The sequence below is a fragment of the Gimesia chilikensis genome, from assembly GCF_007744075.1.
In the GTDB taxonomy this organism is placed as follows: Bacteria; Planctomycetota; Planctomycetia; order Planctomycetales; family Planctomycetaceae; genus Gimesia; species Gimesia chilikensis_A.
The window spans coordinates 5,661,463-5,681,254 of sequence record NZ_CP036266.1 but is presented as its reverse complement, the minus strand read 5'-3'; the positions used below and the strand labels follow the sequence as shown (position 1 = coordinate 5,681,254).

25 protein-coding genes are annotated in these 19,792 nt (G+C 54.1%); 12 read left to right on the top strand and 13 right to left on the bottom strand.

The window, feature by feature from the left end; all coding sequences use genetic code 11:
• Nucleotides 1-18 precede the first annotated feature (18 nt).
• From HG66A1_RS21395 to HG66A1_RS21345, 11 genes are all read right to left on the bottom strand, one after another.
• Nucleotides 19-639 (bottom strand): pyridoxamine 5'-phosphate oxidase family protein, encoded by a 621-nt coding sequence (locus HG66A1_RS21395; protein WP_145188765.1) that lies wholly within the window; start codon nucleotides 637-639, stop codon nucleotides 19-21.
• 88 nt (nucleotides 640-727) lie between these two features.
• Entirely contained in the window at nucleotides 728-1,288 is a 561-nt protein-coding gene (locus HG66A1_RS21390; protein ID WP_145188762.1) for a carboxymuconolactone decarboxylase family protein, read from the bottom strand.
• Nucleotides 1,289-1,382: 94 nt separating this feature from the next.
• Nucleotides 1,383-1,964: a TetR/AcrR family transcriptional regulator gene (locus HG66A1_RS21385; protein WP_145188759.1), complete on the bottom strand. Its 582-nt coding sequence runs from the start codon at nucleotides 1,962-1,964 to the stop codon at nucleotides 1,383-1,385.
• Between the two features lie 59 nt (nucleotides 1,965-2,023).
• Nucleotides 2,024-2,350, bottom strand: coding sequence for a 50S ribosome-binding protein YggL (locus tag HG66A1_RS21380; protein WP_145188756.1), 327 nt, complete (start codon nucleotides 2,348-2,350; stop codon nucleotides 2,024-2,026).
• Nucleotides 2,351-2,424: 74 nt separating this feature from the next.
• A complete protein-coding gene (locus tag HG66A1_RS21375; protein ID WP_145188753.1) occupies nucleotides 2,425-2,802 on the bottom strand; it encodes a hypothetical protein in 378 nt (125 codons plus the stop codon).
• Nucleotides 2,803-2,866: 64 nt separating this feature from the next.
• Nucleotides 2,867-3,388: a YegJ family protein gene (locus tag HG66A1_RS21370; RefSeq protein ID WP_145188750.1), complete on the bottom strand. Its 522-nt coding sequence runs from the start codon at nucleotides 3,386-3,388 to the stop codon at nucleotides 2,867-2,869.
• Between the two features lie 140 nt (nucleotides 3,389-3,528).
• Nucleotides 3,529-4,146 (bottom strand): SET domain-containing protein, encoded by a 618-nt coding sequence (locus tag HG66A1_RS21365; RefSeq protein ID WP_145042338.1) that lies wholly within the window; start codon nucleotides 4,144-4,146, stop codon nucleotides 3,529-3,531.
• A 267-nt stretch (nucleotides 4,147-4,413) separates the two neighbouring features.
• On the bottom strand, nucleotides 4,414-4,788 hold the full coding sequence (locus HG66A1_RS21360; RefSeq protein ID WP_145188747.1) for a DUF805 domain-containing protein: 375 nt from the start codon (nucleotides 4,786-4,788) through the stop codon (nucleotides 4,414-4,416).
• 134 nt (nucleotides 4,789-4,922) lie between these two features.
• Nucleotides 4,923-5,633, bottom strand: a complete 711-nt coding sequence (locus HG66A1_RS21355) for a hypothetical protein (protein ID WP_145188745.1) — start codon at nucleotides 5,631-5,633, stop codon at nucleotides 4,923-4,925.
• A 183-nt stretch (nucleotides 5,634-5,816) separates the two neighbouring features.
• Nucleotides 5,817-6,170, bottom strand: coding sequence for a VOC family protein (locus HG66A1_RS21350; RefSeq protein WP_145188742.1), 354 nt, complete (start codon nucleotides 6,168-6,170; stop codon nucleotides 5,817-5,819).
• Between the two features lie 38 nt (nucleotides 6,171-6,208).
• Nucleotides 6,209-6,652, bottom strand: a complete 444-nt coding sequence (locus HG66A1_RS21345) for a GNAT family N-acetyltransferase (protein ID WP_145042334.1) — start codon at nucleotides 6,650-6,652, stop codon at nucleotides 6,209-6,211.
• Nucleotides 6,653-6,905: 253 nt separating this feature from the next.
• Between HG66A1_RS21345 and HG66A1_RS32670 the strand changes: the two genes are divergently transcribed.
• Nucleotides 6,906-7,037, top strand: a complete 132-nt coding sequence (locus HG66A1_RS32670) for a hypothetical protein (RefSeq protein WP_261343282.1) — start codon at nucleotides 6,906-6,908, stop codon at nucleotides 7,035-7,037.
• Nucleotides 7,038-7,104: 67 nt separating this feature from the next.
• Nucleotides 7,105-7,572: a hypothetical protein gene (locus HG66A1_RS21340; protein ID WP_145188739.1), complete on the top strand. Its 468-nt coding sequence runs from the start codon at nucleotides 7,105-7,107 to the stop codon at nucleotides 7,570-7,572.
• A 63-nt stretch (nucleotides 7,573-7,635) separates the two neighbouring features.
• Here the strand turns inward: HG66A1_RS21340 and HG66A1_RS21335 are convergent, their stop codons facing one another.
• Both HG66A1_RS21335 and HG66A1_RS21330 read right to left on the bottom strand, forming a co-directional pair.
• Nucleotides 7,636-8,268, bottom strand: coding sequence for a hypothetical protein (locus HG66A1_RS21335; protein WP_145188737.1), 633 nt, complete (start codon nucleotides 8,266-8,268; stop codon nucleotides 7,636-7,638).
• A 112-nt stretch (nucleotides 8,269-8,380) separates the two neighbouring features.
• Entirely contained in the window at nucleotides 8,381-9,502 is a 1,122-nt protein-coding gene (locus tag HG66A1_RS21330; protein WP_145188734.1) for a DUF3500 domain-containing protein, read from the bottom strand.
• Between the two features lie 442 nt (nucleotides 9,503-9,944).
• Between HG66A1_RS21330 and HG66A1_RS21325 the strand changes: the two genes are divergently transcribed.
• The 10 genes from HG66A1_RS21325 to HG66A1_RS21280 all read left to right on the top strand — a co-directional run bounded on the left by HG66A1_RS21325 (nucleotide 9,945) and on the right by HG66A1_RS21280 (nucleotide 19,780).
• On the top strand, nucleotides 9,945-10,361 hold the full coding sequence (locus tag HG66A1_RS21325) for a hypothetical protein (RefSeq protein WP_145188731.1): 417 nt from the start codon (nucleotides 9,945-9,947) through the stop codon (nucleotides 10,359-10,361).
• A 176-nt stretch (nucleotides 10,362-10,537) separates the two neighbouring features.
• A complete protein-coding gene (locus HG66A1_RS21320; RefSeq protein ID WP_145188728.1) occupies nucleotides 10,538-11,284 on the top strand; it encodes a protocatechuate 3,4-dioxygenase in 747 nt (248 codons plus the stop codon).
• 133 nt (nucleotides 11,285-11,417) lie between these two features.
• The gene (locus HG66A1_RS21315; RefSeq protein WP_145188725.1) at nucleotides 11,418-11,885 is read left to right on the top strand and encodes a DinB family protein; all 468 of its coding nucleotides are present in this window, start codon (nucleotides 11,418-11,420) and stop codon (nucleotides 11,883-11,885) included.
• Between the two features lie 70 nt (nucleotides 11,886-11,955).
• Complete coding sequence (locus HG66A1_RS21310; protein WP_232106633.1) at nucleotides 11,956-12,195, top strand: hypothetical protein; 240 nt, start codon at nucleotides 11,956-11,958, stop codon at nucleotides 12,193-12,195.
• Between the two features lie 113 nt (nucleotides 12,196-12,308).
• Nucleotides 12,309-13,187 (top strand): SDR family NAD(P)-dependent oxidoreductase, encoded by an 879-nt coding sequence (locus HG66A1_RS21305; RefSeq protein WP_145188722.1) that lies wholly within the window; start codon nucleotides 12,309-12,311, stop codon nucleotides 13,185-13,187.
• A 323-nt stretch (nucleotides 13,188-13,510) separates the two neighbouring features.
• Nucleotides 13,511-14,221, top strand: a complete 711-nt coding sequence (locus HG66A1_RS21300; RefSeq protein ID WP_145188719.1) for a GntR family transcriptional regulator — start codon at nucleotides 13,511-13,513, stop codon at nucleotides 14,219-14,221.
• A gap of 127 nt (nucleotides 14,222-14,348) precedes the next feature.
• On the top strand, nucleotides 14,349-15,293 hold the full coding sequence (locus HG66A1_RS21295; protein WP_145188716.1) for a DUF1559 domain-containing protein: 945 nt from the start codon (nucleotides 14,349-14,351) through the stop codon (nucleotides 15,291-15,293).
• 150 nt (nucleotides 15,294-15,443) lie between these two features.
• A complete protein-coding gene (locus HG66A1_RS21290; protein ID WP_145188713.1) occupies nucleotides 15,444-15,761 on the top strand; it encodes a hypothetical protein in 318 nt (105 codons plus the stop codon).
• Between the two features lie 3 nt (nucleotides 15,762-15,764).
• Nucleotides 15,765-18,470, top strand: coding sequence for a DUF1588 domain-containing protein (locus tag HG66A1_RS21285; RefSeq protein WP_145188710.1), 2,706 nt, complete (start codon nucleotides 15,765-15,767; stop codon nucleotides 18,468-18,470).
• A complete protein-coding gene (locus HG66A1_RS21280; protein WP_145188707.1) occupies nucleotides 18,467-19,780 on the top strand; it encodes a DUF1552 domain-containing protein in 1,314 nt (437 codons plus the stop codon). The genes HG66A1_RS21285 and HG66A1_RS21280 overlap by 4 nt, the downstream gene beginning before the upstream one ends.
• The last annotated feature ends 12 nt before the right edge of the window (nucleotides 19,781-19,792 follow it).

The window sequence follows — 19,792 nt, the reverse complement described above, 5'->3', positions numbered from 1 at the left end:
ACCAGACGTCTGATTTTCTTACTGGCCTGATTCCGGTTGCGACTGGAGTCGGGCCAGTTCTGTTTTGAGCTGACGGTTTTCTTCGCGCAGCTGTTCGAGCAGTGGCAGGATCTCCTGCTGGGGCAGACGCGGGTGGATGTGCTGCGGGCAGTTGACGTCCCAGGCCGAGATCGTAAACAGGATGGCCCGTTCGACCCTTCCCGGGTAGGTGGGGTCGTGCAGACGCGTCAGCAGTGCGGCGTCATCTTCCACGACGCGCGCCGTGCCCCAGATTTTGACGCGGCGACGGTGGACGTAATCGATCAGGAACAGAAAGGCCTGCGGGTTCTCTGAGAGATTTCCCAGGGTAATGAACTGTCGGTTGCCCGCGAAGTCGGCAAAGCCGAGTGTGGACTCGTCGAGGACTTTGAGAAAGCCCGGATTACCGCCCCGATACTGAATGTAAGGTTGCCCGGTGCGGCTGGCGGTACCCAGGTAAAACATATCGAGGTGCGACAGAAAGTCCTGCAGATCGTCGGTTATTTTCGTCTGCCAGCCTGATCCCTGTTCCATACGGGCATACTGGGAGCGAGAACCATTGCGGGACTGTAATGCTTTGACTGATTCAGTAAAGGCGATATCGCTGGGAATCGAGTGCATGACATTCCTGTCTGCTAAACAGAGATGAAAAGAGGGAAGGGGAATGCGCTCGAGAGCGAATCCCCTTCCGGAAAATGACTGCAGACTCTCAGTGGCTGCAGGCGTTGCCCGCACAGAGTGGTTCGACTTCCGGGAAATCGACTTCGGTCTGGGCGATGTTATTGAAGTAGTTTGTAAAGATGTTGAGGGCCACATTGGCGGCGATCTCGGCGACCTGTTCGTCGCTGAAACCGGCGTCACGTACTTCCTGCAGATCCTCGTCAGAAACCTGACCCCGTTTGTGGACGATCGTCCGGGAGAACTTGAGCAGGGCTGCCGACTGCGGATCGCTGTCGACACCTGCGCGGCTGTCCCGGATCTGTTCCGGACTCAGTCCTGCCATTTTCCCCAGGGTGCTGTGGGCGGCCAGGCAGTAGTCACACTCATTCGCTTCCGCGACAGTCAATGAGACCTGCTCCCGATGCTGATCTGTCAGGGCTCCCTGTTTCAACAGTCCGCTGAACTGCAGATAAGACTCGAGGACAGCAGGGGAGTGTGCCATGGTTCTCATCAGATTGGGAGTCATCCCCAGTTTCTGTTGAACAGCATCCATCAGGGTGCGGGCTTTGTCGGTAGCGGCTGCGTTGGTGAGTGCGGTTAAACGTGGCATGATCGTTCTCCTTTTAAAGTGAAAGTAACAGTGAAACGTAAATGTTATTAAACAGACAGGTCTGTATAATATGTGGTAAAATAAAAAGTGAAGCTTACTGCGAGAGCACACCGGCAATCAGTTGAAAGGCAGCCGCTTCGGCAATTTCAGCTGCCTCGGAATTTCCTTCGCTGACTGAGGTGACGATGGCCCCTTCGACGAGGACGGAAATCGCGGGTGCGACCGCCGCGGCCTGGTCACCTTCGGACTCGATAATGATGTCAGCCAGTTGCTGTTTGAAACGACGTTTGTGCTCGGCACAGAATTCGGTTGCCGCCGGGTTCGAATCGGCCAGTTCCGAGGTGGCGTTGATGAAGGCACACCCACGATAATCCGGACATTCGAACCAGTCTTTCAAGGCAGCGAAGAAGGCACGCAGCGGTTTCAAGCCGGCTGACTGATGTTCCATCATCCGTTGTTTGATATACAGGTCAAATTGTTCCTCCCGATATTTCAGCACCGCCAGGACGAGGTCGTCCTTGGAGGCAAAATGATTGTAGAGCGTCATCTTGGCGACACCCGCTTCCGCGATCACCCGGTCGATGCCGACGGCGCGGATGCCCTCTGCATAAAACAGTCTTTCGGCTGTTTCGACGATGCGTTTGCGGGCACTGGATGCTCTGGGTGTCTTATTCATAAATGAAATATACAGACCTGTCTGTTCTTGGTCAAGTGGTAATTCAAAAAAAATCAAATTCAGTTTGCGCCGCCAGAATCATACCAGCAGTCGACCAGAGGACCGAACTGATAATCCTGCACAGCAGGGTGCTGCTCCAGCCAGTTGCTTATTTCAGTCAGGCGTTCCTGCAGACCGTGACTTGCCAGACCAAGCTGAATGATGCCTTCCAGAAGCGGAGACTTGCCGCCCCCACCAAACTGGCACTGATTGCCTTCTATGGCTCTTTCAATCCAGTCATCGAGAAATGCTTGATAATCGACTCCCGGATCGAGGTGGACTTCCACGGTGATACACCATTCCTTGAATTCCCCCAAATGTTTCTTTTTACGGAGCCGTTTTCGCATCTTCCTGAATTTCGGTTGAACAGGATAAAGTGAGTTGAGGTACAGATTCTATAAGTTCATTTTCCAGGCCTGATTTACCGCAGGGCTGCCAGAATCAGCAGAATGACCGTGACCAGGGCGATAATGACCATGCTGCAGCCCCAGTCGAAGGGGCGGGACTCGGCTCCGACGACTGACTCGTAGCGGATCAGGTCTGCCAGCTTTTCGGCATTGTGGGGGTGTCCGCATTCGCAGGGAGTGTCGATTTCTGCGTAGCGGAGTCCGGCACATTTGGGGCAGCGACCACAACAGGTGCAATAGGGGAGTTCGCACTCCGGGCAGTCTTTGGTCTCCGGTTTTACGCGTCTCAGTCCACATACCGGACAGCGACCGCAGCCGGGGCAGACAGCGCGGGTGGGATCGAAGATGGCCTCTTCACAACCCAGGCAACGGATATAAGGTAACTCGCTCATCTCTGCTTTCTGCGGGCGGGGCACAGGGGCAAAGTCAGTCGACGGACACCGGTTCCGTGCGGGGCTATTCAATTTTGAAGGGAATGGTCGTGTCGAACTCTTTTCGCTGTTCTTCGTTCAAACTGTCGCGGACGACACGCAAGGTGTATCCGCCGACCAGTTTACCATCATCCACGTACATCCAGTCTGATATCTGATCCACGGGAATGTTGATCTCATCTCCCACGACATATTTTTTGATCTGATAAGGCTCGTTATCCAGGGTGCCGTAATATTTGCCCGCTTCGATACGGACCGGAGTCGTCCAGACATGTTCCTGGTGTTCGCCGTCTTCCACGAGTAACTTTACCGAAAAGAAGTCCTGACCGGGCTGCTGTTTCTCGAATGCCGTCTGGAACTGGTTGAAGCTGCCGCGGGCCTTATCGATCGCAGCGACCATCTTCGGATCATCTGATTTGACGTAGGTAATTGCCGGTTCGCCTTCGCGTTCGACCAACTCACCCGAGCGGGGTGGCTGGTTATCACACCCGGTGCTCAGGCTGAGGGCTGTCAGCAGAATCAGGGAGGTGAGGGATGAGGCTCGCATGGCGGTATTCCTGAAACAGAGAGGCAAATCGTACGTAAGGTGGTTTACAGTAGTGGTGTAACCATCCTAACGTACGCCGCCTTCTGTGTCAGGTACCGGGATCAGAAATGGGGGGCGGTCAGGGGAAATCGATTAGGGGCTCAGACTTCCTGCAGTTCGGGTTGTCGGTCTTCCTCGCCGTTATAGTAATTCGTGAGAATCGACTTCATCTCCTGGTTTCCCCGGGAGATTTCCACAATTTCATCCCACATCTCGTCTGAGAGCAGCTGTTTCAGCGGCTGTTCCAGGCTGGGAATGTGGTGAAAGACTTTGAGCAGTTTGCGGTCCCAGACCTTGTAGTATTTAATCAGGTCGTTGGGGTACACGATTTTGCGGCGGGTGCCTTCATCGATGCCCCGGAAGGGAGAGGGGATATTCAAGTAGCCGTAATCGTCAGTCAACTGTTCGCCGGGGTGGATGTCTCTGATCGCGATTTCGAAGTCGTAAGCGGTGGTGAGACAGTTGGAGTTGAAGCTGTGGTTGACGTAGCGGCCGTTGTCCCAGCAGAGGACCAGATTCCCCTTGTTATTGCGGAACGAGTAAGTATCCAGGATGTTCTGGTAGATCTCGTCCATCGATTGAAACTCGTTCGAGCTAAACTCGCGGTCGAGTTTGTCGAGGACCCAGGTGATAGAGCCGGCGGGGATGAATTCGGTGGCAACAACGCCGTAACCGATTTCGTTGCTGATGAATTTCAGCTCAGTTTTGGGGTGTATCATAGGAAAATTCTCAAATACACGGTCAGGGAGTGTGTCCGCAGGTTGGTGGCTTTGCGCAGCCCCCCGGTCACACGGTCTTTATTTCACAGAGCACCTCTTTGAATTGAATGTGTAAAAAGCTGGCGCATATATATCGTCGAAATTTGGGTTTGCCCAGTCCGGAATCAGGAAAATTTTCCGAATTAGGACAGGTCTTTTTCCAAGGCTCTACCGACCTCCCCGGCAGGAGACACTGCGGACAACCTGCCAGGGAAACGGGATTCGTGATTACACAGGTTCCGGGGCCGCTTTAGGATTGGCGCCGTAGGCATTGGTGTTGGGATCACTGTCCATAATCATGAAGATCAGCAGGACCAGACCACCAATCAACGGGACGAGAGAAATCAGAATCCACCAGCCACTTTTGTTGGTATCGTGCAGGCGACGGACGGTGACCGCGAGGCTGGGGATGAAGATGAATAACGAGTACACGCCGGAGAGGGAGACGGAGATCAGCCCGCCTGTCTCTCCAATGATTGCTCCGATAAACGCAATGACGATCCCGACCAGGAAGTTCATCAACACGAACATCCAGTACTCTTTTCTGCGGGCTCGGCCGGAAAATTCAGCATATTTCTTGAGGACAGTCAAGTACCAGTTCATCTTGTCGCCTTTCTGCTTTCCTTGGATGTGAGGAGCGGGTTCTGTTTCAGCCGGGCGAAAGTGGGATCGCAGGGGCTGTTCACCATAGTATAGCACACATTGTCAACCTCTCCTTAATAAACCAGATTTTGTGGTCAGAACCCGGGATTGACTGGTCGGGCTACAGTGCGTGTGGGGCGTTTGATGCAGGTGATCGCCCACCAGATCAGTGACGGAATCAGAATGACAGCCAGCAGGTAGATTTCGTCACCATAGGCGAACTGGAGTGCCGGCAAGAAATTGGCTCCGAGATCCTCCATCACATCGGAAAGCCGGGGACCGTAGGTAATAAAGCGATATGCGGCCCGGAAGCTCAGGATCACTCCAAAAAAGAACAGGAAAATCAAGGCGGGGATCCCACACCGCCAGGCCGGCAAGGGGGCCTGTATTTCGTCCCAGTTTCCCGTATGAAATTTGAGTTTGCGAGCGAATGCGTTGCGTCGGTCGACGGCGTTGAAGCGGAGGTTGAACCGCCTGTTTTTCTGTTTGGTCGTATCGTAATAGTGCACCTTCAGGCTGGAGGTGCCTTTAAAAGCAAGTTGACCGAAAAAGCCTTCGGACCATTCCAGGGCCTGAATGTCTGCCAGGGGAGTCCGTCTCACCGGGTTTTCCAGGGGGGAGTGCCCCTGGAGAACTTCAAACGGATCGTATCCCTGATTGAGCTGGTCGAGGACTTCCTGCTGCCATTTTGATTTCATGGTGGCAGCCAGCAGTTCCCTTTCGGTGATCAGGAAAATCTTGTACCAGGGGCCGACAATGTAGGAGTCGAGCACCAGGATTGCGCCTGATTCTTCGTCTTCTGTCATTACTGTTTGTATTCTGAAGAAAGATCAATCGAGAGGAGTTGGGACACTGGAACGACAGCAGTCCCGTGTCCGACACACTTAAAATAAGACGGCTTCATGGTAGTGTTCGCGTGAATATTACGCAAGTCGTCTCAGTGGATCGATATTTGTCTTGGGAATACAGACAGCGATGTGACAGAGGAGTTACTTCTCCGACCAGACGGCCAGTTCATTGCCCGAGGGTTCCTGAAACTGGAAACGCCTGCCGCCGGGAAAGGAGAAGATCGGTTTGACGATCTTGCCACCCGCTGCTTCCACTTTGCTGAGCGTCTCCTCCAGATTCTGACTAAAGAAAACGAGCAGTGCTCCGCCCGCATCAGTGGTGGAACAAAGATCGGATTGAAAAAAGCCGCCTTCCAGGCCGGCATCCGCGAAGGCCGTGTATTCCGGGCCATAGTCGGTGAACGACCAGCCGAAGACAATTTCGAAGAAGGCTTTGGTGGCAGGGAGATCCCGGGCAGGGAATTCGACGTAGTTGAGACGCTCGTGGTCAGGCATAAAGGGGGCTCCAGACGAAAGAATGTGTTGGCGTCAGCTTAGGTGATCGCGGTCTGGAATTGTAGTCTGAGCAGCGTTTTTCCCGTCGGTTCGTGGATGGATTCCGAGAGAGGCTGAAAGCCGTACCGTTCATAAAAGCGGCGTCCGATTGCATTGGCTGCGAACACTTCCACCTCGAGGTTTCCCCGTAACTCCCGGGCCTGATCCATTAACGCCCGGCCGGCCCCGGTACCCTGGTGTAGGGGATCGACGAAGATCGCGCCCACTTCGTTGCCGAGCAAAGCGATAAAGCCGATGACGCGCTGGTCCTGTTCAACGACCCAGGTTTCAGCGTTGGGCAGATAGAGCTCGGGGATATTCCGCCGTTCCTGATCCAGGAAATCATCGGTGAGAAACGGGTGCGCCAGACGCGTGGCACTCTCCCAGGCAGCGAGCAGGTCTTGCAGATCGTCAGCCTGGTATTCGCGAACAGTTCGATTCATCTTCATTCCGCCGGTATTGGTTTTCGCAGGATGTGGTTGGGCTACCCTGAACGGGGCAGTGCAGGAGATAATCTGCAGACAACAGAACCGGGAAAAGGTTCGGGTTGAATTGGGAGGTTAACAAAGTGGTTGGGGATCGTGGAAAGAAATTTCTTTTTAATCTCACAGATTTCTTTAGAATGAGATGATGTCTGGTAAGTCAAACAAAAGTCGAAGCAAGGGGCGTCTTTGTCCGGTCTGTAAAGGTACTGGATTGGACAAGACTGCGCATCATCGTTACACAACCGGCGGTCAAGACGATCGTTCCTGTCGATACTGCCATGGAGAGTGCTACATCGATGAAGATGATGAAAACGCATTCTGGCAGGATGGTGCCACGGCCTGACCATGTTTTACGATAAAACAGAGTCAAGTGGTTGTGAAGGCACCGAGTTGAGAGCGTAATTGATTAAATGAAACAGAAGAAAATTATTGCGATTTCATCTTTAGGCTTTCTCACCGCAATCTGGTTTGTTGCAGTTGACTGGTCGTGGTTCGTATTTGAATGCCACGACTGCGGTTGTTTCAAAGATGTTCTGAAATATCGCGTCTTCGAGATCCCCGTTCACGAAACCATTTTAGAGCACCAGTCCGTAACGCAACGCGTCGGCATCGATCTTGGTGTACCCTGCCCGCATGAGAGAAAAGAATATTGGCACAAGCACCGTCATAGAGGACTTTGCATTTGCGCAGACCCTTGTATTAATGGCGTCTACCGTCTCGCGGCTGACGATGGGTGGTATACTGACGGTGTCTCAACCAAAATCGCGGATTTGGCTCTCAAAGAACCTCATGTTAGGTCAGAGTATTCAAAACGGGTACTGCAAGAGCATCAGTATGAATTTGTGAAAACCATTCTTGAAAAGGCTGGTGCATACTGAGTGGAACATGCAGACAGAGAGTAGGATACCGTGGTGACTTCTGAATCATAACGACAGACAGAATTATTTTCTGAATGGACTGCGCGACAGGGAGAGACGCAGATCTGCTTCCTCAAATGGCCAGGGGCCTTGCAGGTCGGATTCGATCCAGGCGTTGAGGCGGGTAAAGAGTTCATCCTGGTGATTGATGGTTCTTCCGGTGCGTTTATCAAAGCGGGCGAGCTTGAGAAACAGCGTTCGGGCCTGGGCCGGGTGGGGACATTTCTGATAGATTTGCTTTTGTGTGTGCGGTCCGAAGGGGAGCCAACTGAACTGTCCTGAAGCCAGCCTGCCTGATTGCCAGGTTCCGACCTGCCAGCCAAAGAGATCGAAACCACCCGCGGAGGTCCTGCGAACCCAGACATGCTGATGTTGCGGTTCCACGTGTGTGCGGTACCAGTCGCTGCAGGATGTCGGCTGATTTCGCGCGGAAAGGAACCAGCCTGTGCCCACGACCCGCCATTGAGTCTGTTTCATGCCGCAGATCGCGCAGTCATGATAAGTGGCGATGATGACCGGGAACAGCAACAGAAACAGCAGGACCAGAATCGCGTTGATCCAGCGGCCGATCCGGACGCGACGGGGGAGTGAACCTCTCTGCTGAGTCGTAGGCTGGTTTGCGTTCGAACTGGTTGAAGGGGCGGGGTGCTGGTCCATGGGGGTAAATTAACCCGTAGATCAAATTCCGTCCATATGACTTCCCCTCAATAAAACAGGCCCGATCGCAGTACGCGGATCGGGCCTGGTGAGGGGCAGTTTGAACTCAGAACTATTTCTTGTGCTGCTTCGAGTAATGCTCTTTGAGCAGGTCGCGACCAAAATCGCCGTCAAATTCGCGGAAGACCGCATGCACGTGATTGGCATCGTTCTGGGTGTTCGCGAATTCAATCAGGAAGACTTTGGACTGGATGCGGTAGTAGTGGAACTGGCCGCGGGCCTGACCGCCACTCCAGGCGAAGTAGAGGTGGTCGCCGTCCCGCAGGTTCCCGAGATAGCGGGTTCCCTTGAGTAGTTCCGGACGGAAACGGCCCAGGTAGGCGTTGACCAGACGCAGCAGCATCTTCTGCTGTTTCGGGTCAAGGTCGGCGTACTGAATGCCTTTGTGCGGCACCAGGCCTTTGTCGACGACCGGATCGTCGGTTGTAAGGACTTCTTTGATTACGCTTTTGGCGAGCAGTTTCTTGTCTACTTCAGCGGTGTCGATCGTGGCGATGGCCAGCTGATCCGGATTGAAGGATTTGACCAGATTCAGAGCCAGCTGCTGTTCTTCCTTAAGAACTTCAACACCTTTGAGGGGGCCCTGCATGACGGTGGCGGGGTTGGATCCGAAGAAGGAGGGAGTTACGGAAAACTTTTCGCCGTCGACGATGGTGACATTCACACTGAGGTGATGCCCTTCGAACCGCCAGCCCCAGGTACCCTTGGGATCGGGATTACCGAAGATGGAGACGTAGTAGAGTTCCGGGTTCCGGTAGTCTTTGCCTTCCAGTTCGAACAGAACCTGCTCCAGGGCGCGGATGGAATTCATCTCGAGATAGCCGCGGTGCGAGAGTGCTGTTGCGGGGAGGGTGACAGCGAAGATCTTCTGCTGTGGTGACATTTTCGTCATCGGCAGTCCGGTGCGGCCGCCATCTTCTTTGATGGCGAAGTCGGGAATGAAGTACCACTGATCGCGTTCTTTGCTGTCCATTTTGAAGGTCGCGGCTTTGCGTTCTTCTTCAGACAGTGATGCGAGGAAGCGTTTGGCGGCGCTGGCCATTTCGCGGCTGGCACGACTGATCTGGGTTTTCTGTGCCTTGGGTGGTGCGGCGTCTGCCGGACGGGTGCTGGCCAGGTTCCAGCAGAGACCGGTGATCAGGGCCAGGCAAGTGAGTCGATGGTAGGTCTTCACGGTGCAGTTCCTTATTTCAAGATGAGCGAGGGATAAGTTTCAACCACAGCCCCGAAATCCCACAGGGGCCGTTGGTCAGTTCGCATTTTCTTTCGCCATCTTAACAAACGTCTGTTGGCAGGAGTAGTAACCAGCGGAATCCGGGAGAGGATGTTTCGCGCCTGGGGGATTTCACGAATGACAGAAAAAGTCGATTCTTTTTTTAAGATTGATCCGTAACCGGCGAACTTCCGTTTGTCAGCTGGCAATCACAACTCTGGCAGCGACTTACTGAGATTAATAAAAAAATGGAAATGATGCACAAAAACGTGCAACTAACGGGATCTGAATAATGTCTTACAGGAGTGAGTTACTGAGAACAGCAGTTTCGTATTGCAGGTAATCCATTTGAACTTTCACTTCAATCAACTTTCGCGGGCACCGAAAGTGGGGAATGGCTTTAATGAAAGATATGCTCACCACCACTTCATCGTTGATCGTAATCCTGTTCTGCCTGTCTGTCCTTTTTCTGAGCGAAGACCCACCCGACGCCACGCCGGGCGTCGTTGAACTTCCCAGTCGCCATAACGCTCTCAATGCTGAGACAAAGCATCCCCTGGCGAAAACGACGTTCTTTCATCGCGTGCAGTCCGTGCGGTTTAAGAAAGGGGTGCTCAACTTTGTAACCGCCGGTGAAGAAGGGCTGGAGGATCACTTTTTCCTGATCCGGGATAAGAACGTGATTCTCGTCAAAGCTGCTGGCGGAAACATGCCCCGCAATTCTCTCAAATTCGAAGACGACGGCCATAATACGCTGCTCGTGACCATTCCAAACACCTTTGACGTGGACCTCATGAAAGAACTGACCGCCCAGTTCTGACCGGCTGTTCCAGGGACACTTAAAGTCGGATGAGCTCAACCGTTGCCGATGGATGATCTTTCCGTGAAATTGCCGGAAATCGCTTTTTTTGACGAAACATTCGCCGAAAATACCCGTTAAATGTTAAAATGGTTGACAGATAAACTTTTTTAACTCTGAGAGACAGGGAGCAGGTAATGCAACGTCAATCGACAAGCGCTGGTCGGCGGGATTTTCTTAAATGGTCATCTTTCGGTCTGGCGGCGTTTACCACCCCCGGGTTGATGGCAGAGGAACTGATCCGGACGCCTTCCATGACCGAAGGACCGTTCTACCCGGATAAGATGCCCCTGGATACCGACAATGACCTGCTGGTGATTAACGATTCCATCACGCCTGCGGTCGGAGAGATCACGCACCTGACCGGCAAAGTTCTGGACAGTAAAGGGAATCCCCTGCGGAATGCCTTTGTCGAAATCTGGCAGGTGGACAATAAAGCCTCTTACATTCATACGCGAGGCGAAAATAAAGAAGGCCGAGACGGCAACTTTCAGGGCTATGGCCGCTTCCTGACTGATTCTAAGGGGAAGTATTATTTCCGCACCATCAAGCCGGTTCCCTATCGGGCGGGACGCGGATTCCGTACGCCGCACATTCATGTCGCCGTCAGTCAGAATGGACGCCGGATTCTGACTACGCAGCTGCTGGTGAAGGGACATGAGATGAACGCGGAAGATGGCGTTTACCGTCAGATTCGCGATCCTGAGCAGCGGGAAACGATTCTGGTCGATTTCAAACCGCTGCCCGATTCGAAGTTGGGAGAGCTGGCTGCGAACTTTGATATCATTCTGGGGAAAACCGCAGAAGAAAATCCGGATGGCACCATCAAGGGGGGCATCGGGAAATCCGAGTTCGGCAGCAGACAGCGTCCGCCCCGCAGGTAATGACGGGGAGTGAACCGGTTTCGTACTCCTGACCGCTGCCAGAGTTGATCAACGGGAATCAGATCCCCATAATCGACACCAACAGTGATCAACCGATTTCACTCCCGTCAAACATTCTGCAGGAGCGCCTCATATGGATATCAGACAGCGGATCGAAGACTACCTGGCCGGACCGGAACAATTACGACAGGCCATCGAGGGGATGACTGACGCTGAACTGGATGCTGCCCCGGTTCCGGGAAAATGGTCGACGCGGCAGGTGGTGTGTCACATTGCGGACTTCGAACCCGTGTATGCGGACCGGATGAAGTGGGTGCTGGTCGAAGAAAATCCACCGCTGCCGGGAGGCGATCCCGATCAGTTCGCTGAAAAACTGGCGTATGACCAGCGCGATCTGGAAGAGGAACTGCAGCTGATTTCCGCGGTACGAAATCACCTGGGGCGGATCCTGAAGACATTGGAACCGGCTCAGTTCGAACGCACAGGCATCCATACCCGTGATGGGGAATTGTCACTGTGGACTCTGCTCGACCGGATCACGGGTCATATCCCGCACCATATCAAACTGATTCAGGAAAAGCGGGACGCGCTGGCCTCCTGAGCCCCGAAAGAAACACGAGTTTGATTCCGCGGCGGATTTGCTATCATAGAATCTAAATCAGGATTCTCTGATGAACCGCGGTCCCGTACCAGGGAAGAAAATGATGAGCAGTCTTGAACTTGAATCCAGTGTTGTTGAGTGGGTGATTGAGCATCCCGAAGTGCAGGGGGTACTTGAATCTCTGGGGATCGATCAGTCCTGCCAGGGGAAATCGCTGGATTATGTCTGCCGACAGATGGGGCTCGACCCCCATTTTGTGCTGAAGCAGCTGCATGAAGTGATCGAGGCAGATTCCGGCGTTGATGAGTGACTAAATGATCACTCCCTGGTTCTGCGGAGACGTCTTTACCCATTTCGCCCGATCGCGTAAACTCCCGCTTCTCGAAACAGGGAGGGTTTCGGTTCAACGAGGCGAATGGAGCGATGCAGAATTTAATAGGTAAAACAGCACTCATCACCGGTGCCGCTGCGGGGATTGGCAGAGAGATTGCACTACAACTGGCTGCGGAAGGAGTGGATCTGTTTCTGCTGGATGTCGATGAAAGTGGCCTGGCAGATACGACAGAAACGGCATCTTTGCTGGGTGTGAAAGTCGCCAGCCGGCGCTGTGATCTGACCGACTCAAAACAGATTTCCGCTACGATTCAGGAAGTGCTGAGTACCTGGGGCGGTGTCGATATTCTGGTGAATAACGCGGGCGTTGCCTTCTACGGTCCAACACACACGATGACTGCCGAGCAGTGGGACTGGCTCCTGGGCATCAATCTGCTGGCACCAATCCAGATTACGCGAGAATTACTGCCCAGTCTGTTAAACCGCCCCGAAGCCCATATCGTCAACGTTTCCAGCATTTGCGGCCTGGTTCAAGGCAATCGTTTCAGTGCTTACCAGGTCAGTAAATATGGCTTGCTGGGTTTCAGTGAGGCACTTCGCGCTGAGTACAGTCGACAGGGACTGGGCGTCTCCGCCATCTGTCCCGGACCGGTGACGACACGTTTGTTCGAGGTGGCTCCATCAGGACGTGACGGCAAGCAAACCCCGATTCCGCCACGCTGGATCTGTACGACCCCCGAACTGGTGGCGCAGAAAGCGGTCAAAGCCATTTACCGTGATCAGGGAATTTGCCTGGTGGGCTGGGTGGCCTATGTGCTTTATTATCTGAAACGGATTGCGCCCTGGTCATTGGATCTTGCTTTTCGATTCGGCCGCCGTCGACGCATGAAGAAGAAGGCACAGCAGCTGGCGCTTCAGGCCGAACAGCAGTTCGAACGATCTGCTGAGTCCTCTTCAAAGGCTGCGTGACAGCCCGCAGCGTGAAATTTATCCTCACCTGCTCAAAGCAGCTAACTGCAGCTTTCGATCGCACCCGCTGTGTTCATCGTTCTTGGGATATGACGATTTCATGTGCTTCCGGGAATCGTCTGAAGATTCTCCCCTGTCTACACTTCCGGTAATTCCGTCCCCGGTTGCCCGCTGTTTTTCTAATTTATGATTGACAGTCCGAAAGTTAATATTATATATAATGCATAATGCATTATGCGTAGAAATGAACAGGCTACGCACGTTTCGAGAGGGGTTACGGATCTGCGGAACCCATCTACACGAGGAAAAACAGGCAAAACCAGATGAGCACATCGATTCCTGAAGCAACCCGGTTCCTGCCCGTCAGCACGTTACGACTGGATATTTTCAGTCAGATACTGCTCTCGATTTTCACTGGCGAATACCCCTCGGGAACGCGACTCAAAGTACAGCACCTGGCACAACGGTTTGGCGTCAGCAGCACGCCGGTTCGCGAAGCAATTGTGGAATTAAGCGGAATTGGAGTCGTCGATATGATTCCCAATCGTGGGGCGGTTGTGACACCTTTGGGGATTTCTGAAATACGCGAGATGTACCATATCCGGCGGATTCTCGAAGTGGAATCAACCCGCTGTGCCTGTGAGTGCGCTGACCTGGAGGAAATTCGACAGCTGCTGGAAGAAACCAAGGCATTACAACAGGGGCCGCGGGGAGCGGACTGGAGTCTCCTCTGTTCGGACAATGATCAACGCACCCATACCGCGATCGTCAAGGCATCGGGAATCAGGCGATTGAAGACCGAACTGCAGCGCTATGATCGACTGATGCATATGATTCGCGTGTTGCTCAAAGACTGGGAGCCTTACCTCGATCAGATTCTCACTGAGCATCTGCAGGTTTTAGAAGCGATCCTGCAACGAGACAAGGATGCGGCCGGGGCGGCGATGGAGCGTCATTTGAAAGGCACGTGTGAGCGGGCCGTCGAAGGCATTTTTGTGCGCCGGATACCGGAAACTGAAGCTATACAAAATTGAAAGCAGGAGCACGTACTGAATCCAGATCAGTTTCGATTTGTCATCTCATATATCAGCCGCATACGTTTCATTGCTGTTTCTGCAGCCGGCTGAAGGAATTTATCTTCTATTCATCAAGGAGACGCTCATGTTTCGCGGGAGACGAGGATTCACGTTGATCGAACTGCTGGTGGTGATTGCCATCATCGCTATATTAATTGCGCTCCTGCTTCCGGCTGTGCAACAGGCGCGGGAAGCGGCACGTCGCAGTCAGTGTAAGAACAATCTGAAACAACTGGGACTGGCGCTGCACAATTACCACGATACCTTCCAGGTGTTTCCCTTTGGCATGATCAACCCGACTAATGGAGATCTGCCCGGTTCCCCTCGTCCCCCGACAGACAATACCGGCTGGTATCCGATGATTCTGCCTTATATTGAACAGGGGGCCTTGTACAACGCATTCATGGAAGAGCAGCAGAACTCAGCGCGGACCGGAGCCATCTACTGGAGCAGGAAAGAGTCGATCGTACCGATGATGATGTGTCCCAGCGATCCTGCAGGGCCGAAAAATGTGACCTATGGTCAGACGAGTCCCACCAGTAACGGTTCACAGGGATTCCACGGAAATTATGCGGTCTGTTCCGGCTCGACACACTTTGGCCCCGTAAACAGTTACACGCAGTTGAATGGAATGTTTTATTCGCGTTCCCGTACGCGGCTGCGTGATCTGACCGATGGTGCCTCTACGACCCTCATGGCCAGCGAGATTATTCTCTCAGCCGACAGTTCCAAGCATGATGTGCGTGGCCGACTGATGAATCCCCGCTGCATGGGAACGTTTATCACAACACTGGAAACGCCGAATACGAATGTAGGTGATGTGTTAATCGCCTGTCTGGAAATTCCGCATGCTCCCTGCGGGGCGGACAGTACCACGAACAGTCGCACGTTTGCCCGCAGCTATCATACGGGGGGAGTGCATGGTCTGCTGGCCGATGGTGCGGTCCGCTTTATTTCTGAGAATATTGATCGCGCCACCTACCAGGGGCTGGGAACCCGCGCCGGTCAGGAAGTCATCAACGAATTTTAAGCAGATCTCTTTCACATGGGAGCATTAAACGAAATGTTGTTCAGCGCGAGATTCAACAGGCGTTTTGTGAGGCTGGTTTCCCTTCTGTGTCTGCTGTTGATCAGCGGCTGTTCCAGCGAGGCTGGTCCGAATGAGTCGGAGGTCAGCGGTATGATTCAACTGGATGGAGAACCCCTGCCTGAGGGGACGATTACCTTTGTTTCCGCAGATAATTCGACGCATTCCGCCCAGGGAAAAATTGAACAGGGAGAGTATCTCGTCAACGTTCCGATTGGGAATAAGCGGGTGGAAATTCATGCCTCCCGCTGGACAGGGAAGCCGTATGAGAAGTACGGTATAAAGGAGACCGAACAATACCTGCCTGCGATTTATAACGAGCAGAGTCAGTTAACTGCAGATATTAAAGCCGATCAGAGTCTGCAACTGGACTTTGAATTGAAGTCCGATTCTCAACCGTCGGGGGAGTGATTTGTGTCCGTGTTTCTTCAGTATCCTGAATCCCGGGTTCTGCCTGACCGCTCTCCGGATCACTGCGATTGTGCTGCAGGAACACGGACTTTGATTGATACCGCGCCTCGGTTTGCGCGGTTTCTCACGTGGTCCGTCCTGATTTTATCAGCGTGGTGTGAAGCTCAGGCTACTGAAGCGGTTCAAGCTGGCATCGGAAAAAACGAGCGTGCACTGCTGAAGTCAACCTGTGTGGACTGTCATTCGGGGGAAGCGGCAGAGGCGAAGCTGGATCTGCAGCAGATCTCGTTCGACCTGAAAGACAAAACGGCCCGCCACCGCTGGGTTCAGATCTATGATCGAATCGCGGCAGGGGAAATGCCCCCTGATCCGGCAGACCTGTCTGCGGAGAATCGGCAGGCGTTACTCAAGTCGTTATCGAGTGCGCTGCTGCAGGTTGATCAGGCGGAAGTCAGTAACCACGGACGGGGACCTATGCGGCGGCTGACGCGTCAGGAGTATGAGCAGAACCTGCGTGATCTGCTCCAGTTGCCCGAGCTGGATATTCGCGACATGCTGCCCGCCGACCGGGAACGGCTGCATTGCAACAAGGTGGCGGAAGTGCTGGACATGTCCCGGATTCAACTGGAAGCCTATCTCGATGCCGCCGATGCTGCATTGCGGCAGGCGGTCGCTTCAGGAGTCAAACCCCGGCCCCGGAAACTGGAGCGATTACCGGCCACGCGGATGTTTTTAACCGCGCAAACCTTTGGTGAGCGGGAGGCGATGTTCTATGCGAAGGATTCGAAACTGGTGCCACTCTCGATGGCAGACCTGAATCGGATCCGCAAAGAGAACAGCCACGATCCGGCAATGGAACTTGCCATCTTTCGTTCTGCCTCCTGGCCTTATTATGGTTACCCGGATCAGTTCAAAGCGGTGCAACCCGGCACTTATCGACTGCGATTTTCAGCGCGTGCGGTGCGACAGTTACGGGATTTCAGTCTCAAGCCGGCTCAGTCTTCAATTCCCACGAACTTCCGCGCGCGGAAACGGTCGGGGGCGGATGTCTCCGGCGATGTGCGGGCCACAAAAGAGATTCTGGATATTCAACCGGAGCCCGCGATCTATGAGACGACGATCCGGCTGAAACAGAACGAGACATTCGAGTATAGTCTGCTGGGACTGCCGGTTCCCCGGGCGATCAATCCGCCCAATGCGCCGCTCTACTATGACTTTCCCCCACGCCCGGAAGGCGGGCACCCGGGGGTTGCCTTTCAGTGGCTGGAGATTACCGGCCCCCTCGATTCCGAGGTCTGGCCGCCTCCTTCACATCGGCGGCTGTTTGACGAACTGCCGATTCGTTCCACACAGGCAGGAACTCTGGCTGTAGAACTGGTGACAGAGCAACCTGAGCAGGAAGCACGCAGGCTGCTCAGACGATTTATTAAACAGGCCGAGCGGGAGCCCACTCCCGAAGAGGTGATCCAGATTTATGAACAACTGGTGCTGGGAGAACTGAAGCGGGGGGAACCGCTCGCAGAGGCACTGCTTTCGGGGTATAGCGCCCTTCTCTGTTCGGGACAGTACCTGTACCTGCCTGAGCCACAGCAGAATTCTGAGCAGTTACCTTACGCGGTGGCGTCCCGGTTGTCACACTTCCTGGGGAATACCTGTCCTGACGCCGAACTGAAGTCGCATGTGGCTGATGGTGATCTGCTGCAGCCGATGGTATTACGCTCAGAAACAGAACGCCTGCTGAAGGCGGAATCATCCGAGGCGTTTGTGAACAACTTCACGGATTACTGGCTATCGCTGAAAGACATCAGGCGGGACGAACCCGATGCGCGGCTCTATCCCGAATATCGTTTCGACGATTACCTGATCGATTCCCTGGCGCTGGAGACGCGTGCATTCTTCCGCTATCTGCTTGAAGAGAATCTACCGATCACAGCCCTGGTGCAGACCGATTTTATTTTTGCGAACGACCGACTGGCCCGGCATTACGATCTGCCGCCGCTGGAAGGATCCAGGCTCCGCCGCGTTGCGTTGCCTGCAAACAGTCCGTACGGGGGTTTGATCACCCAGGGAGCGATTCTGAAAGTGACAGCGAACGGTACGACGACCTCACCTGTGATTCGGGGCGCCTGGATCATGGAACGGATTATGGGTGAACCACCGCCTCCGCCCCCTCCGTCGGTACCCGCGGTCGAACCCGACATTCGGGGGGCGAAGACCATCCGCGACCAACTGGCGCAGCACACGCGCGATCCGGTCTGTGCGAACTGTCATGCCCGCTTTGATCCGGTCGGCTTTGCACTGGAGAATTATGATATCATGGGGGCCTGGCGGAATCGATATCGCAGCCTCGGGCAGGGAGAAAAAGTGACGGGCATCGATCGAGCCGGTCACGATTACGCTTATTTCATTGCTGGTCCTGTGGACGCCGGTGGTCAGTTGCGCGATGGTCGTGCGTTTCAGAATATCCAGGAATTAAAACAGCTGCTGGTGCAGAACCCGCGACAGCTGGCCCGGAATTTTCTGCAGCAGTTGACCGTGTATGCCACGGGCACCCCGGTTCGATTTTCGGATCGACCCGTGATTGAATCCATTCTCGATCAATGCGAGCCCGATCAATATCGGGTTCGCGATTTACTGCTGGCGCTGGTTCAGAGCCGCATTTTTCTGGGAACCGAACCTGTTGCAGCAGCGAAGGGAAGCGAATCATGAGGAATCACTCAGCCCGACGAAGGACAGTGGATTATGCCCGCAGGCGTTTTTTACGCGGTGCCGGTGTGGCTCTCGCACTTCCGTTGCTGGAGAGTCTGCAGCGCCCTGCGCAGGGGAAGGAGTCTTCAGCTGCGACGCCCGGTCGTATGCTCTTGATATCGAATAACCTGGGAGTCTTGCCGCAACACTTTTTTCCCAAAGAGAGCGGCTCCAGGTACCAGCTTTCGCCTTATCTGAGTGAGCTCAAGGAGTTGACTTCTGATTTTACCGTCTTCAGTGGTTTATCGCATCCGGCCTGCGAAGGCGGGCATTCTACTGAGAACTGTTTCCTGACCGGTGCCAAACATCCGACGAGCAGCGGTTTTCGCAATACGGTCTCTCTCGATCAATATGCGGCCGAGCATCTGGGACGCAAGACCCGCTTCGCCACCTTGAACCTGGGCGTGAATATCGATAAGGCAAATCGCAGTCTGTCCTGGACGCGGGACGGCGTACTGTTACCTGCAGAAGACAGTCCCGCCCGGTTGTTTCAGAAGATGTTCATTCAGGGAGACTCGGCGCAGATCAAGCGACGGCTGGAACATCTGAAACGGCGGGGCAGTATTCTGGATGCGGTTACTGAGTCAACACAGCGATTGAACCGTGAACTGGGGCCGGAAGATCGTTCGCGTCTGGATCAGTATTTTACCTCGATCCGCGAACTGGAACAGCGACTGGTGACTGCGGGCGAATGGGAGCAGAGTCCCAAGCCGAAAACTGTTGCGGAATTGCCGGAAGATATTCTGGATCGGGGGCTGCTGTTTGACAAGCTGGAGCAGATGCTGGCGATGGCGGTGCTGGCACTGCAGTCCGACTCGACGCGGATCGTCACATTGATGGTGGATGCCTTCGCGACGCCCGTCTTTCAACTATCGGAGCAGGAAAAGAGTCTGACCAGCTATCATCCATTGAGTCATCACGGGATGCGGACTCATCACCTGGCGCAGCTGGAGAAAGCGGATCGCCGCCAGATGCAGTTGTTGAAGCGGGTGCTTGAGAAACTGCAGACCGTGCAGGGCAATACGGGACGACTGCTGGACAGCACGATGGTGCTGTATGGGAGCAACATGGGGGACGCGAATACCCATGAGAATACGAATCTCCCGATTCTCCTGGCAGGAGGCGGCTTTCAACATGGCCAGCATCTCGCGTTTAACCGGGACGCGAACGCACCTTTGTGCAATCTGTATCTGAGTATGCTGCAGCGGATGGGAGTGGAAACTGATCGCTTCGGTTCCAGCAGCAGTACGCTGACGGGACTGAAAGGCTGAGACCAGCGCAAT